We start from the raw sequence: 12,347 nt of genomic DNA, 5'->3' as shown, positions 1-12,347 counted from the left end.
CATGCGGCGACGCGCAAGGTCAGGATGGAACCTGTGCGAGCGGATTTTTCCGTTGTCGGATGCGGGTCATGGGTCACACAGCTCATGAATCTTCCGAGCGCAGTACTTCGATTGCCGCGCGACGACCGCTGCCGATGGCACCGCCGACGCTCGCCGATTCGTTCTCGCTCGTAGCTTCGCCAGCGAAGAACAGCGTATTGCTGACGGGGCGCCGCAGCGACGCTCGGGCGCGTGCGGCACCCGCGAGCGCATAGCTGTAGGCGCCGCACGCGTACGCGTCGTGCTGCCAGTCGTGCCAGTGAACGGATTGCAGATGTCGTTCCAGCGGCACGGAATGGCCGAACAACATGCGCAGCGTCTGCAGAGCACGACCGAGCAGTTGATCCTGGGTCAGCGACATCAACTCGACCGCCTTCGGCCCGCCGGCCCAGGCGACCAGTAGCGGCGCGCGAACCGGCAGGGACGTCCAGATGGTTGGAAAGGGCGCGTCGGCGGCGAGAAGAAATGCGGCTTCCCGATACCGCCCCCTGGCGATCTCGAACCAGAAGGCGTGATCGAATCGCAGCACCAGCTTGATCACCGCGCCGACGGCGAGTTGCCGCAACGCGTTGCGCTTCTGTCCGAGCTCCGGCAGGAAAGTCACGGCAGGATCGGCTTGCTTCGACAGCTGCAACACGCCGAGTGGCAGCGTGATGATCGCGCGGCGCGATTGGATCCGCACCGCACCGCCATGGCGGGTAGCGTGGACAACCACCCGACCATTGCGCCATTCGATGTGTCGGACGATTGTCCCGAGTCGCAAACTGACGCGACGCGGATCAAGTGAGGCATGCATCGAGTCGATGAGCGCGCCATAGCCGCGACCTGGCCGAAATGTTGGCCCATCCGCTGCCGCTCCACCCGACCATTCCTGCAGTAATTCCAGTGCGGAAATACGTTGTGGGTCCGCCGCGTCGAAACCTTCGGCCAGCATGCTTGCGAGAGCGCGCACGGAAGGAGATAGCGAGCTGCGATGCTTGTCCAGGAAAGCGGCGAGCGATACGTCGACGCGTGGCTTTCGGACTTGCCGCAACTGCCGCTTCAATGCGTCGAAGACGACGTCGGCGGGACGCAGGTGTCGGTCGCGCAGTATCCAGCGACGCAGCGGGACATCGATGGCCACATCGCCCGCGGCACGCAGTTGCCCGAACGTGCATGCCGATTCGCCATGGATGAATTCGGCTCCGAGTTCGATGGGTACGGATGTACCCGACTCGTGCACAGTGAATACCCGTCCGCCGATTCGATTGCGGGCCGCGAGCACGCAGACAGACCTCGCATGCCTGCACAGTTCATTGGCGGCGGCCAGCCCTGCGGCACCCGCGCCGACGATGACGCAGTCGACAGTACCTGACTCGACCACGGACAACTAATGGGCCCGATGCTCGTGCTGTTTGCGGGTCTTCGCTGCCTTGCGCGCTGAGGCGGAGCGGGCTGACGCCGGCCGCGCGGCAGAGGCAGCAGCGCCGAGACGACCACCTTTGCGTGCAGACACATGGGTGTCCCTGACGCCCCGGCCGGACCCCGACTTGTTGCCGCCACCGCTCTCCTTGTTAACCGTGGCCCAGGCCCGGCGCTGTGCTTCTGTCTTCGGCACACCCGCGTGCTCGTAGCCTGCTTCGATATGTTGCGCCTTGCGTTTCTGCTTGGCGGTGTAACTGGATTTATCACCTTGGGGCATGGCGAAATCTCCTGTGACTCATGCGCCGTGAAACGCAGTGACATCCCGCAACGTTCCTTCGAGCTTCCTCGGTCGCGTCGATGAATGACGCGGTTTCATTCTTGTGCCGGCCTTTCGAGCGCTTCGGCTTTCCGATCTTCCAGCTCGACAGGTTCAGGCAGGTGACGTATTCGCAGGGGTCAACTGACCGTCATGCCCGCGCGTCTGCGAAGCTCATCATCTGCTACGCGCCAGTCGGCACAATTCCCTCAAGCACCGGTCAGCACGGGAACTTCGGTCTGAACTTGCTTCTTCGTGATGACGAAGACTTCATCTCCTGATTTGCGGAACTCGAGATCGATCGTTGCCATCGCCGACCGCCAGATCCGTGACATGAAGGGCTTCTATGCCTTACCGGCCGCGTAATGTGGACGGTTTTGGAGCGTCCATCGACACACAGGCCGAGGCTCGCCTGCAAGAGCAGGAATGCGGCGCCGGCGGCCCATGCTTGCGGCAGGCAGGCGACGGGGTAGGGGACGGGTCCTTGCCCCCCACTCTGGGAAATCCGCAATACAGTTCCGGCAACCTTTGATTCCTAAGGTCGGCTGCACTGCCGTGTGCACCGTAGCGGGCCATGCCCACGGCACAACATATGGATGTGTCGTGAGGCCAGCGTGCATATGCCCCAACCACTACAGAAGCGGTGGGACAGAAGCTGCGCGGTTGATTCTCGCTGACACCAGACGGAACTGATCACAGCGAGCCACGTTTTCATCTCATCCCCGAAGCGGGAGTCAAGCCAAGGGACCCTATGCCCACACGCCACTCCCCTTCGCAGCCACGTAAGCAGTCAACGTTGACGTTGGCTGGGATCCGTCCGATGGAAGCGAAGCGAGTGTCGGAACTGCCCCGCGATGATGGCTGGCAGTTCGAGCCGAAGTGGGACGGCTTTCGGTGCCTCGCATGGAAGGATGAGGGCGCGGTCGCCCTGTGCGGAAAATCGGGAAAGTCCCTGGCGCGCTATTTTCCGGAAGTAACGCAAGCCTTGCTTGCCCTTGCGATCCCTCGCTTCTGTATCGATGGAGAACTGGTGATTCCGTTGGGGCGGGAACTGTCCTTCGATTCTTTGCAGCAACGATTGCACCCTGCGGAAACTCGCATTAAGAAGCTGTCGCAGGCGACGCCCGCGTTGCTGATCGCTTTCGATTGCCTGATGAACGCCCGTGGGACCAATCTGTTGCAACGGCCGCTGACTGAAAGGCGCGACGCGTTGGAGCGGCTCTTCGCCAAGGTTCCGTCGGATAGCGGGCTACGACTGAGCCCCTTCACGCGCGAGTACAGGCAGGCCCAGCAGTGGCTGGATCGCAGTAGCAGCGCGCTCGACGGCGTTATCGCCAAACCGGTGGACGGTGTGTACCGCTGCGGTGAGCGTGCGATGCTGAAGGTCAAGCCGTTGCAGACGGCAGATTGCGTTGTGGGCGGATTTCGATATGGAGCAGGGACCAGGCAGGTGGGGTCGCTGTTGCTGGGGTTGTACGATGAGAGTGCGCGGCTGCATCACGTCGGATTTACGTCATCGATTGCCTCGGCAGATCGTGCTGCGCTGACGCGTCGTCTCCAACCCTTGATTGAACCACCGGGATTTACCGGTGATGCTCCTGGCGGACCGAGCCGCTGGAGCACCGAACGCTCGGCACAGTGGCAGCCGCTGCGGCCGACCCTGGTCGTCGAAGTTCTCTACGACCAGGTCACCGATGGACGCTTTCGACACGGTACGCGATTGTTACGCTGGCGTCCCGACAAGCCGGCTGAACAGTGCACCTGCGATCAACTGCGGCCACCCGCAAGACCGTCGGCATTGATCAAGCGAATCGTGGCAGGGGGCTAGTGTCGGATACGTGAGGTCGTGCAGCGGGCGACTGACTTACCGCAGGGGTAGCGCTCGCGGCCGTTTGCTGATCTCTCGTCAGCGGTACGCATCCTGATAATCAAGGTGCCAAAGGCCGGGACAAGCAAGGGAGCAGGAGGCGGCTGCGGCCGCCTCCTGCATTCCAGTTGGTGTGTCGTGACCTTGCGGTCGCCTCAACGTTCCGCTGCCGCAGGGCACTGGCCCCCCCTCAGCGTGCTGCCGGTGGTCGCGTGCCGGCTTTCGCTCGGGTGGCTCGCCGCCCGCTGGGCTGGTCTTCATCTGTATCGTCGTCCTCCTCGGCAGCCACATCCATGGTCTCGGCAAGGCCGATGTCCGCCTCGAGCTGCGCCTTCCGCCCCTGGAGCTGTACCCCCAGATCCGCGAGATCGATACCGGTCTTCTTCAGCTTCGGAAAAAGCTCGTTCTCTTCCTCCTTGACGTGATGTTTCACGTATTCCCCCAGGACTTTGACGGTGGCCCTGAAGAGCTCGTCATCCTCCGTCATCGCTTCGATCCGGGCGATGAGTTCCTTGGCGCTGGCGTGCTCGACGTTGGCTTCATTGACCAGTTCCAGGTCCTCTTCGTCCTCGAAGGCCTCCTTGGCCGCAGGGTAGAGAATCTCTTCTTCGATCTCGGCATGAACCGTCAGCATCTGACAGACCTGTTCAGCAATGGTGCCTGCTTCACCGGAAGCGGCGTCCTCGAAGTTTTCAAACAATGTCTCGACTTCTCGATGGTCCTGTTTCAACAAAGTGATTGCGTCTGCTGCCTGGCCCGACGCGCGGGGCTGGGTTGCTCTGGCCATGGTGTTTCACCTGATGTTTAGGGGATCAAAGGCGCAAACGCGCGGGTGCGCGTGCGATGCGTAATACGCGATTCTGTGACTGTGTTCCGCAGACGTGTGGGGATTAACCGAGTCCGGCGAATCAAGCCGACGCGAGGTGGAAACGCTCGCAGCAAGCTATGTCCAGGCGCTGATGTTGCGTTGCACGTGCGGGCCAGCCTTGCATTGCAGACCGTTGTCGGTGCCCAGTGCACGTTGGCGCCGGCCGTCTTCACCTTGTGGTCTTGTTGATCGCGTACCCAGCAACCGACGTCGGCTTCGACCGGACGCTGCTGCAATACCGCATTCAGCAGTTCCGACGATTCGCGAGTCAGCCATTCGATCAGACGAGGCAGACGCTGCCGATTCCATTGACCGATTCCATTGACATTGAAGATGGCAATTTCATCGCTCCCAAGGCCGTTGCGACTCGCCGCGGCTCATGATCAGGCCAAACAGAAACCCGATACCTGCAGCAGCGACCAGTGCTCCCCAGGGGTTCGCGCGTACCCAGTCCTCGCCAGCGTCGGCGATATCCAGAAGCGTTGTCGGTGCATAACGTTGCTCCGTGGCAGGTTCATTGCTGCGTCCGGGCCCGCCGCTGAATTTGTCGGGATCCGGGGTGGGATGGATTGATGATGTGGACATTGCACCTCTCCGCATAGTTCGAGGAAGTCGGCCGGCCCTTTCGGGCACGTGGTCCCGGCATTGCGATATCGCCACCAGATGGCTGCTTTCTCTCTACGCGCAGCGAGAACCAAAGTTCGATACGCGCGACGGCCCGGTGATGCTCGGTGTGATTCGCTGCGTCATCAATCAAACGAAGCGAGGATGCAGATGGAGAAACGGGGGTTGATTCCCGGTCAGCACGCAGCATGGCAGCGCCACCGCCGGTGGCGCTGCACTGCGATGCGCGTGAACACGAAATCAACGATCGCGGATGTCACAGCCCACAGGCGGACCTTCGGGCGGTCCTTCGCTTGAGGGCTTCAATCTCGCGCCAGCTGATCGACATCCGCGCGTGAGGGTTGCTCAGTCGTAGGCGGTGAATCCTGCGAACCCAGCAATTCCGCATCCGGCGGCTGGTCGGCATTCAGTGTAATGACCATCCCGCGCTTGCCGCACTCACGACATGGAAGTGTCGATAGGCTGTCGAGAGACGCGGCAGTCGGATCAAAGTAAACGTCCCGCTGGCAATGGCTGCATGTGCATCGGATGGCACGTCCCATGACTTACCCCTCCGTTTCTTCCGTTACGGTGCAGAGTCGGCCGCCATGCGGATATCACGGACCCTGCGGGTCGATCTCGTCAGCGGATTTGATTCTCAATGCGCGGCTCGACGGCGCTTGCAGCCACGAGCGGACGTGGAAGATGAGGACACCTGCCACGGCTGCGGTGTTCACGGCCATGAGTGCCGACGTGCATGTCATATGGTTCAGCACTCGCGCAACTTCATCCACCGTGAGGACCACGGGCACGCGGTACCGACGCTGAACTCTGCGTAACCCGGTCAGCTCGCCCAGCGGCTGCACAAGCCGTGGGTGTAGCTTGCCGTGGAACAGAGTGACTGGCGAACCCGGTACCGACTGGCTTCGATCGTTCGTGGCTGTAGTGCCAGCGGACACAGACGGTGTTGATCAGGCAAGCGCGGAGGCTGGGTTGGGGCGGTATGCCAGAAGTGGTCGCTCCTTGTGTGGACCACAAATAGCGGCAACTTCCGTGTTGACCGAATCTTGTGGATAGCCGTTAATATACGGACAGCAAACAACGAGAACGTTTATGAAACAGGCGCCTAGATCTGTCATCAATAACAAGAACGTCCGGACGACTCTGTCGTTCTAATACCTGTTAGCAACTCGAATGAGCAGAACCAAAAGACTATTGCTAGCTGTCGAGGTTGCCGTCTGCTTCCTGCCGCTTGCCTTTCCGCTGTTGTGGATGCTGGCCGTTGTGGTCATGACCCCTATTTTCATGGTGCTGTCGGGCCATGAGGCTCAGTCATCATCGCAGGGTTGGTTGGCACTCTTCGGCGCAGCTCTTGGAATCCTTGCTCTCGTGAGCATGCTTTCCTTCGTATTCGGTGGTCGAAGGCTCCTGTCCAGAGGAAAAATGGCGGCTCTCTACAGCGTGGGCCTTCTGACCCTAACGTTGGGCTGGATCGATGACGGCTCATTTGATCGTGAAGCCATCTTGTACTTCGTGCTTCCGCTCTTTTGTGGGCTACACCTTCTCTACTTAGGGCGGTCGTACTTCCACGTTGCTAACAAAACAATGGAGCCGACGCGGTGAAACCAAGGCTCGATTTGACGTGTAGCGCCCGCGCGGCTCATTGTTATCGTTGGGCATGAATGGCATGGAACACGATTCCTCATTTGCTCGGGACCTGTTACTTCACGTGGAGCTATCCGGAACACTCCAGAGCATCGAGATTGCCGTTTGGCTGATCTTTGCGCTGCTGCTTATCTCAAAAGTCTTGGCCTACGCGGACGCACGTAAGAGCGAAAAGAACAAAGCAAAGGGTGGCTTGGAATGGAGCGCACTGGCTGAGAGTGCTTACGACCGTGGGCGGTATCAAGAGGCACTGGAAATACTGGGAAACAGTGAGTTGTTCTATCCAGGATCTGCTCTCATAAAATTCTGGCAGGGTCGGTGCCATTTTCGACTCGAAGCATGGGAGAAGGCGGTGGAGAAATTTCAGGAGTCCTGTCGCCTTGAGCCCTACTACCGCAAGTCCGTGAAAGACTATATGGCCTTCATCGAGCTGAACGTGCTCGTTCCTGGCGTTGAAGGTTATCTAGACAAGTAGTCATGCCAGAACAGAGGCCCAACAAGTGGGTGAAGTTCGCGCGCGCTGCGCGACTCACAAGGTGCAATGCACCTTGTTTGCGGCTTACCCACGGCGGTTGGGCAGTAAGACAATGAAAGCAACGCTACTGGTAGTTCTGTCTTTACTCGCTTCATATACTTTCGCAGGCGCACGGGGCGAAGGCAACTTCGAGCATGACGACGCGCGGATTGGGTTGCCGAATGCGCGGAAGCAAAGGACATCACGCCAGTCGCACAGGTGCTTAATGCAGTCCTTAAGCCTGACTATGTCGAAGCACCCGAAGGTTCAGCGGCAATCGCCGCAGCTGAGGTTGTTGCGGCCGCAGTCGGCAAGCCAAACCCTGATCTTCCGTCTGAACTTCGCGTTTGGATACAGAGACAACAATCGGTCGACCTTGCGAAACTCGCGCCTTTGGCGAAGAAGGCGCTGGTGCGAATCCAAGACTCAGAAATCCCAGAGCTGAAGCAGCTCTGGTCTCAGGGCAAGTAGCGATGCATTGGCAGATGTCCAACAAGCGAATCAAGCCCGCACGCCTTGCGTGCTCGACTCGCACAACTCGCGTTCTGCTCGAAGCTTATTCGCGACGTCGGGCATCATGAAGAACGCACCGATCGGTTATGAGTGCCCATTCTGCAGCGTAGCTGCGTCCCTGCCGATGCCAGCTCCAGAATCAGCCGTTATCTTGGTGGAGGCGAATGTGTTTTGCTTTGTTCCGCTGCATCACTACGGAGGTTTGTGGGGCAATTGCCTGATCGCACCGCGGCTTCATTACGAGAACGTGCTGGAAATTCCGGATAACCTTGGCAGTGACTTCTTTCGAGCGACCCGTCTTGTAGCGGGCGCGATGCGGGAGGCATTTGGGTGTGAGGGCATCTCCACGCGTCAGCACAATGGGCCTGCCGGCGATCAAGACGTGTGGCACTTCCATCTTCACGTGTTCCCGCGTTTCCGCGGTGATGGTCTTCATGGAGGGAATAAGACGCTTTACCGAGCCGAAGAACGTCTCGAAATGGCTGGCCGTCTCCGGGCGGCTCTCCGGTAGTGTCAGAGCCCAACAACACGTGTATGGACTCCTCCCGCAAGTTTGGAGCTGTGCTCGTGGGTCTGGCCCTCGTCCCGGAATGCGCGTGTTGGGTTCACGCCGGGCGCGGCCTGAGATGGAGGCAACACCGAGCGTAGTGATCGGCAATAACTTTGGAGGTGTGAAATGACGAACGGTGAACAAAAGATGCTTTGGCGTGGAGTCGCGGCTGGTTCGCTTATGGGCCTGGCCATCGGCGGCATGATCGCACTGTGCATTGCGATGAAGCCGGAACTCTTTGCCGGACTAGTGCACTAGCTGGCGTTTCGAAGAGCCCAACAACATGCTCAACGCCGACGCCCCAAAGGCTAGCTCCTGTGGGTCCGCACCGCGCGCGGTGCCGGCGGGTTAGCGTGAGCGTTTAGCCCTCAACAATGCGCGACGTAGTCGTAAAAAGCTTTTGCGATGATTGGCGTCGGTCTTTGCTGTGCCTGCGAGTCTCGGAGCGCTGCTGCGATTCCTGATGACCCAGTTGAATACACTGGTTGCATCAGGTTGGGATTCGAAGAGGCATTCTTTGTTCCACTACCCAATAATCCGCTGGAAAAATGGTGGATCGTGGCTGCTCCTCCTGACTTCGAAGCAATGATTAGCGGAGTGCCGGAAGTCGGCGGTAGCCGAATCATGTTCGCCCGCGTGTACGCCACGCTTGGGCCCCGCGGACAATTACGGCCATCTCGGAATGGCAAACCGGGAAGTGGCGATCGGCGCAATTATCGAGCTGCGTCAGTTCGAAGAATCGGACGGAACTTGCCACGTTGAGACACCGCCGCCGCCAGTGCCGCCACCGGAGGATAACCAGCGGCTGGTTCCGACTCACACCGGCGAGGCGCCGGTATTCGCGGCACGGCCGCAGCGTTGGAGCGCAAGAGATGCACAAAGAAATACCGACTCTGGTCATTATCGACATGCAGAAAGGTATGGCCACGTCATCAGCAGGTCCTCGCAACAATCCGGAGGCAGAACGGAACATCGCAGCCTTGCTTGGAGCTTGGCGCAAGGTTGGTGCTCCGCTGGTACACGTCCGGCATATTTCCAGAACCGTCGGTTCCCCCTTTTGGCCAGGTCAGCCAGGGGCAGAGTTTCAGGAAGCGCTCGCTCCTTTGCCAGGCGAGCATGTGGTCGAGAAGAATGTCCCGGACGCACTCATAAATACGGCGCTTGAGAGATGGCTTCGTGTGCGCGGTATTACGAAGCTCGTTATCGTTGGGGTCAGCACGAACAGTTCCGTCGAGGCGTCTGCTCGCACTGCCGGAAATCTCGGCTTCGACACCCAGGTCGCATCGGATGCCACTTTCGCTTTTGACAAGGTTGACTACGCTGGAACCAAACGAACTGCAGAAGAGGTTCATGCAATGGCACTTGCCAACCTTGAAGGCGAATACGCAACCATCACAACTACGGATCGCTTGCTCAGTGCGCTCTGACAACGCGCTGCAGTCGACGTGCAAGGACGCACGCGCCTGAGCATGAACAGTGGGCGTAAGCACCAGATGGCGAATGTCCAGACGGTAGATCGGATTCTTCGTGTGGATCACGCGGGTGAGTGCGGCGCAATCCGGATCTATCGGAGCCAGATCGCGATTGCGAAGATTCTCCATCCTGACTGTGTCCCTGATTTGAACAGAATGCTCGAGCACGAATTGCGCCACTTTCGAACGTTCGATTCTCTCCTCCAGGCGCGCGGTATTCGATCGTGCTACGCGCTACCTTTATGGATGGTCGGCGGTTGGATGCTGGGCGCCTTTACAGCGCTCCTGGGGAAGAAGGCGATTTGGGTATGTACCGCAGCCATCGAGAATACCGTCAATCAGCATCTGGACCATCAGGTTGCAGTTCTCTCAAGGGCTGATCCAGAAGCCTGGGCCGCCGTCGAGTCGATCCGCCGGGACGAGGAAGAGCATGAGGATCATGCGGTCAAGAATGGGGGGGAGGGTCGGGGCCTTTACCGGGTACTGAGGTGGCTGGTCAAGGGAGCTACGGGGTTTGCCATATGGCTTTCGACCAAGTTGTGAGGCGCCCAACAATGCCATGCATGCGACGTGCGAAGACGCACGGGCGTGATGACGGACGCAGGCAGAGAGTCACGATCACTCCATCTCGTATCGCAGTGGGCGCTTCATGTGCGGTGGCAGTGGCCGTGGTTGTAACCAATGGCATCGTCGGATCGCTGGTCTAGCATCTCCCTCGGCTTCGCTGCCGGAATGGTTGGATTCAACGGTCGCAGGAGCGCTGGGTATTGGTCTTCTTGTATGGGTTGGCGCGTACTTCGGTGCATGCTTTTCTCCTCCCTATCGGAGGAATGAACGACTTGTATGGCTGGCTATAATCGCCTTCGGTGTGCTCGGAGTTCTGCTGTCTCTGCCAATCAGGACGCACGCGGTCAGGCTGGACACGCCTGCCGCTGGTGACGCATCAGCTGCCCAGTTCATGCCTCTACTCGTCCCACTTGCTCTCATCGCGGCAGTCGTATTAGCGTCCGTGTTCATTACGCGTGCGCTGACGGCGGTGTCAGGGTCAAGAGTGGCCTGCCAAGCGAATCGAGTTCGCGCTGTTTGGATGCCCGACTCGCACAAGCGATGCGATTTTGCTCGCGGTACAGCGGCGGCGTTATAAGTGCAGAACTACAGACGGGAGCCAGTCATGAATCGAGTCTTTACCTGGAAATCCTGGAGTGTTGCAGTTGGGGTAGTTCTTGCTGCCGCTTTCGCGTGCCTCGCCAGCGGGAACTCGGATATGGCGTCGGCCTTGTTCGTGTTGGCCGCGATTGAAGGGGCGCTTGGAGCAATCATTGTTGGTGTTGTGCGGAGCAGGCAGAAAGAAGGTCATCCAACCGCGCTCTGAGTGGCTGGGCCTTCCGATGTCGTGCACTGATAACAAGGCGCTCGTTCCGGCTCGCAATGGCGAAGCGCCGTTCTATTCAACGCCAGAGGCGCGAATCGTTGCGTGTCCCGCCTAACCTGCCTTGCACGTCAACACCGGGTGGCACCGCCATCTGATCTGCGTTGTCTGGCCGGATCGAGCGCACATCTGTATATAGGTAGGTGCCAGGTCTGGCTCAGACTCCACTGGACGCGCGTTGATGAGCGGCACTGTGTCGACGAGATTTTCGAGCCTGTTTACCGAGCAACTGGGGCCGAGTAGAGAAGAGATCAAGTTCGGTGTCATGGCCGTTCTGATCTTCATTGCTGGAACATGCCTTTACTGCCTCTCCTATCAGGTCTGGGTAGCGGCAATCACACCGAACCTGACGCGAACGGCCGCGCTCTCTTTCAGAGAATGGGGTGTCTGGTTGCCATTGACGCCTTTGGCCTTTCGCATGTTCCGCAATCTGGATGCGCGAGCCCCATGGCACCAGCAGACCCTGGCGGGCGTTGCGCTCGCCTTCATCGCTGCACTTGCACCCACTGCGATCGATCAACTGACCGGTACGCGACCGGTCATCTCGAGTCTTGCGCTCTTCTGGCCGCGCTTCGTTGCGATGGCACTCGTGATCTATTTGCTGTGGCGAGTTCTCTTGAGACGAGCCCCGCGGGCTTCGATCGAACCACCTGCAACAGCTGCCCGCGCGCAGCCCTCACGTCCGGAGACGCTACTCGTGAGCAAGGGAGCGGATCAGTGCCTGATCCGGCTGTCTGATGTCCAGCACGCCAGCGCTGCCGGAAACTATATCGAGCTCTGGGCGGGCAATCAGCGCTTCCTGGTTCGCAGCACCATGGGGAAACTCGAGGAGCTACTGCCACCCAGTGACTACGTGCGCATCCATCGTTCGCACCTGGTGCGAGTGGACCAGATCGCACGAATCCGGACGCACCGATCGAGCAACGGCACCGTCCATCTGAGATCGGGTCATACGCTGCCGCTCAGCAAGGGCTGTCGCGCCGAACTCCTCGGGCACAATCAGGAACTTGCAGCCGGCATGGATTCATCCCGCTGAGCTTCGATTCGTCACACCGCACTCGATTCCCTGCAGCGCTTTCAGGATCTTGGACGACGACCGCCTTGGTC

Annotated in this window: 12 protein-coding genes and 1 pseudogene; 8 read left to right on the top strand and 5 right to left on the bottom strand. The window is 59.5% G+C overall.

All coding sequences use genetic code 11. The annotated features are described in order from the left end of the window. Positions 1 to 82 precede the first annotated feature (82 nt). The 3 genes from VIZ63_RS23600 to VIZ63_RS23590 form a co-directional block, all read right to left on the bottom strand. Complete coding sequence (locus tag VIZ63_RS23600) at positions 83 to 1,402, bottom strand: NAD(P)/FAD-dependent oxidoreductase (protein ID WP_331612275.1); 1,320 nt, start codon at positions 1,400 to 1,402, stop codon at positions 83 to 85. A 6-nt stretch (positions 1,403 to 1,408) separates the two neighbouring features. Next, positions 1,409 to 1,720 (bottom strand): hypothetical protein, encoded by a 312-nt coding sequence (locus VIZ63_RS23595; RefSeq protein ID WP_331612274.1) that lies wholly within the window; start codon positions 1,718 to 1,720, stop codon positions 1,409 to 1,411. Between the two features lie 248 nt (positions 1,721 to 1,968). After that, on the bottom strand, positions 1,969 to 2,094 hold the full coding sequence (locus tag VIZ63_RS23590; protein WP_331612273.1) for a hypothetical protein: 126 nt from the start codon (positions 2,092 to 2,094) through the stop codon (positions 1,969 to 1,971). 485 nt (positions 2,095 to 2,579) lie between these two features. Here VIZ63_RS23590 and VIZ63_RS23585 point away from each other — a divergent pair, with 485 nt between their 5' ends. Beyond that, entirely contained in the window at positions 2,580 to 3,587 is a 1,008-nt protein-coding gene (locus VIZ63_RS23585; protein WP_331612272.1) for an ATP-dependent DNA ligase, read from the top strand. Between the two features lie 229 nt (positions 3,588 to 3,816). Here VIZ63_RS23585 and VIZ63_RS23580 read toward each other — a convergent pair whose 3' ends face one another. Both VIZ63_RS23580 and VIZ63_RS23575 read right to left on the bottom strand, forming a co-directional pair. Then, on the bottom strand, positions 3,817 to 4,413 hold the full coding sequence (locus VIZ63_RS23580; protein WP_331612271.1) for a hemerythrin domain-containing protein: 597 nt from the start codon (positions 4,411 to 4,413) through the stop codon (positions 3,817 to 3,819). Between the two features lie 423 nt (positions 4,414 to 4,836). Then, positions 4,837 to 5,079, bottom strand: a complete 243-nt coding sequence (locus VIZ63_RS23575; RefSeq protein ID WP_331612270.1) for a hypothetical protein — start codon at positions 5,077 to 5,079, stop codon at positions 4,837 to 4,839. A gap of 1,212 nt (positions 5,080 to 6,291) precedes the next feature. Here VIZ63_RS23575 and VIZ63_RS23570 point away from each other — a divergent pair. From VIZ63_RS23570 to VIZ63_RS23545, 7 genes and pseudogenes are all read left to right on the top strand, one after another. Then, positions 6,292 to 6,720, top strand: a complete 429-nt coding sequence (locus VIZ63_RS23570) for a hypothetical protein (RefSeq protein ID WP_331612269.1) — start codon at positions 6,292 to 6,294, stop codon at positions 6,718 to 6,720. A gap of 64 nt (positions 6,721 to 6,784) precedes the next feature. Further along, positions 6,785 to 7,237, top strand: a complete 453-nt coding sequence (locus tag VIZ63_RS23565; RefSeq protein ID WP_331612268.1) for a tetratricopeptide repeat protein — start codon at positions 6,785 to 6,787, stop codon at positions 7,235 to 7,237. Positions 7,238 to 7,453: 216 nt separating this feature from the next. Then, positions 7,454 to 7,747: pseudogene (locus tag VIZ63_RS25730) on the top strand (DUF4259 domain-containing protein); the annotation flags it as partial. Between the two features lie 106 nt (positions 7,748 to 7,853). Further along, the gene (locus VIZ63_RS25535) at positions 7,854 to 8,300 is read left to right on the top strand and encodes an HIT family protein (protein WP_349261262.1); all 447 of its coding nucleotides are present in this window, start codon (positions 7,854 to 7,856) and stop codon (positions 8,298 to 8,300) included. Positions 8,301 to 9,211: 911 nt separating this feature from the next. Further along, positions 9,212 to 9,766: a cysteine hydrolase family protein gene (locus VIZ63_RS23555; RefSeq protein ID WP_331612266.1), complete on the top strand. Its 555-nt coding sequence runs from the start codon at positions 9,212 to 9,214 to the stop codon at positions 9,764 to 9,766. Positions 9,767 to 9,784: 18 nt separating this feature from the next. Then, entirely contained in the window at positions 9,785 to 10,354 is a 570-nt protein-coding gene (locus tag VIZ63_RS23550; protein ID WP_331612265.1) for a demethoxyubiquinone hydroxylase family protein, read from the top strand. Between the two features lie 1,067 nt (positions 10,355 to 11,421). Then, the gene (locus tag VIZ63_RS23545) at positions 11,422 to 12,276 is read left to right on the top strand and encodes a LytTR family DNA-binding domain-containing protein (protein ID WP_331612264.1); all 855 of its coding nucleotides are present in this window, start codon (positions 11,422 to 11,424) and stop codon (positions 12,274 to 12,276) included. Positions 12,277 to 12,347: the final 71 nt, after the last annotated feature.

Origin of the sequence: Povalibacter sp., from assembly GCF_036520495.1 — a bacterium.
GTDB lineage: Bacteria > Pseudomonadota > Gammaproteobacteria > Steroidobacterales > Steroidobacteraceae > Steroidobacter.
The sequence above is the reverse complement of the archived record's forward strand: the minus strand, read 5'-3'. Positions and strand labels throughout refer to the sequence as shown.

Excerpts from the sequence above, each read along its gene's own strand:
- VIZ63_RS23590 (WP_331612273.1), bottom strand. The coding sequence starts at position 2,094 with ATGTCACGGATCTGGCGGTCGGCGATGGCAACGATCGATCTCGAGTTC.
- VIZ63_RS23585 (WP_331612272.1), top strand. The coding sequence starts at position 2,580 with ATGGAAGCGAAGCGAGTGTCGGAACTGCCCCGCGATGATGGCTGGCAG.
- VIZ63_RS23580 (WP_331612271.1), bottom strand. The coding sequence starts at position 4,413 with ATGGCCAGAGCAACCCAGCCCCGCGCGTCGGGCCAGGCAGCAGACGCA.
- VIZ63_RS23595 (WP_331612274.1), bottom strand. The coding sequence starts at position 1,720 with ATGCCCCAAGGTGATAAATCCAGTTACACCGCCAAGCAGAAACGCAAG.
- VIZ63_RS23555 (WP_331612266.1), top strand. The coding sequence starts at position 9,212 with ATGCACAAAGAAATACCGACTCTGGTCATTATCGACATGCAGAAAGGT.
- VIZ63_RS25535 (WP_349261262.1), top strand. The coding sequence starts at position 7,854 with ATGAAGAACGCACCGATCGGTTATGAGTGCCCATTCTGCAGCGTAGCT.
- VIZ63_RS23545 (WP_331612264.1), top strand. The coding sequence starts at position 11,422 with ATGAGCGGCACTGTGTCGACGAGATTTTCGAGCCTGTTTACCGAGCAA.
- VIZ63_RS23565 (WP_331612268.1), top strand. The coding sequence starts at position 6,785 with ATGGAACACGATTCCTCATTTGCTCGGGACCTGTTACTTCACGTGGAG.
- VIZ63_RS23570 (WP_331612269.1), top strand. The coding sequence starts at position 6,292 with ATGAGCAGAACCAAAAGACTATTGCTAGCTGTCGAGGTTGCCGTCTGC.
- VIZ63_RS23575 (WP_331612270.1), bottom strand. The coding sequence starts at position 5,079 with ATGTCCACATCATCAATCCATCCCACCCCGGATCCCGACAAATTCAGC.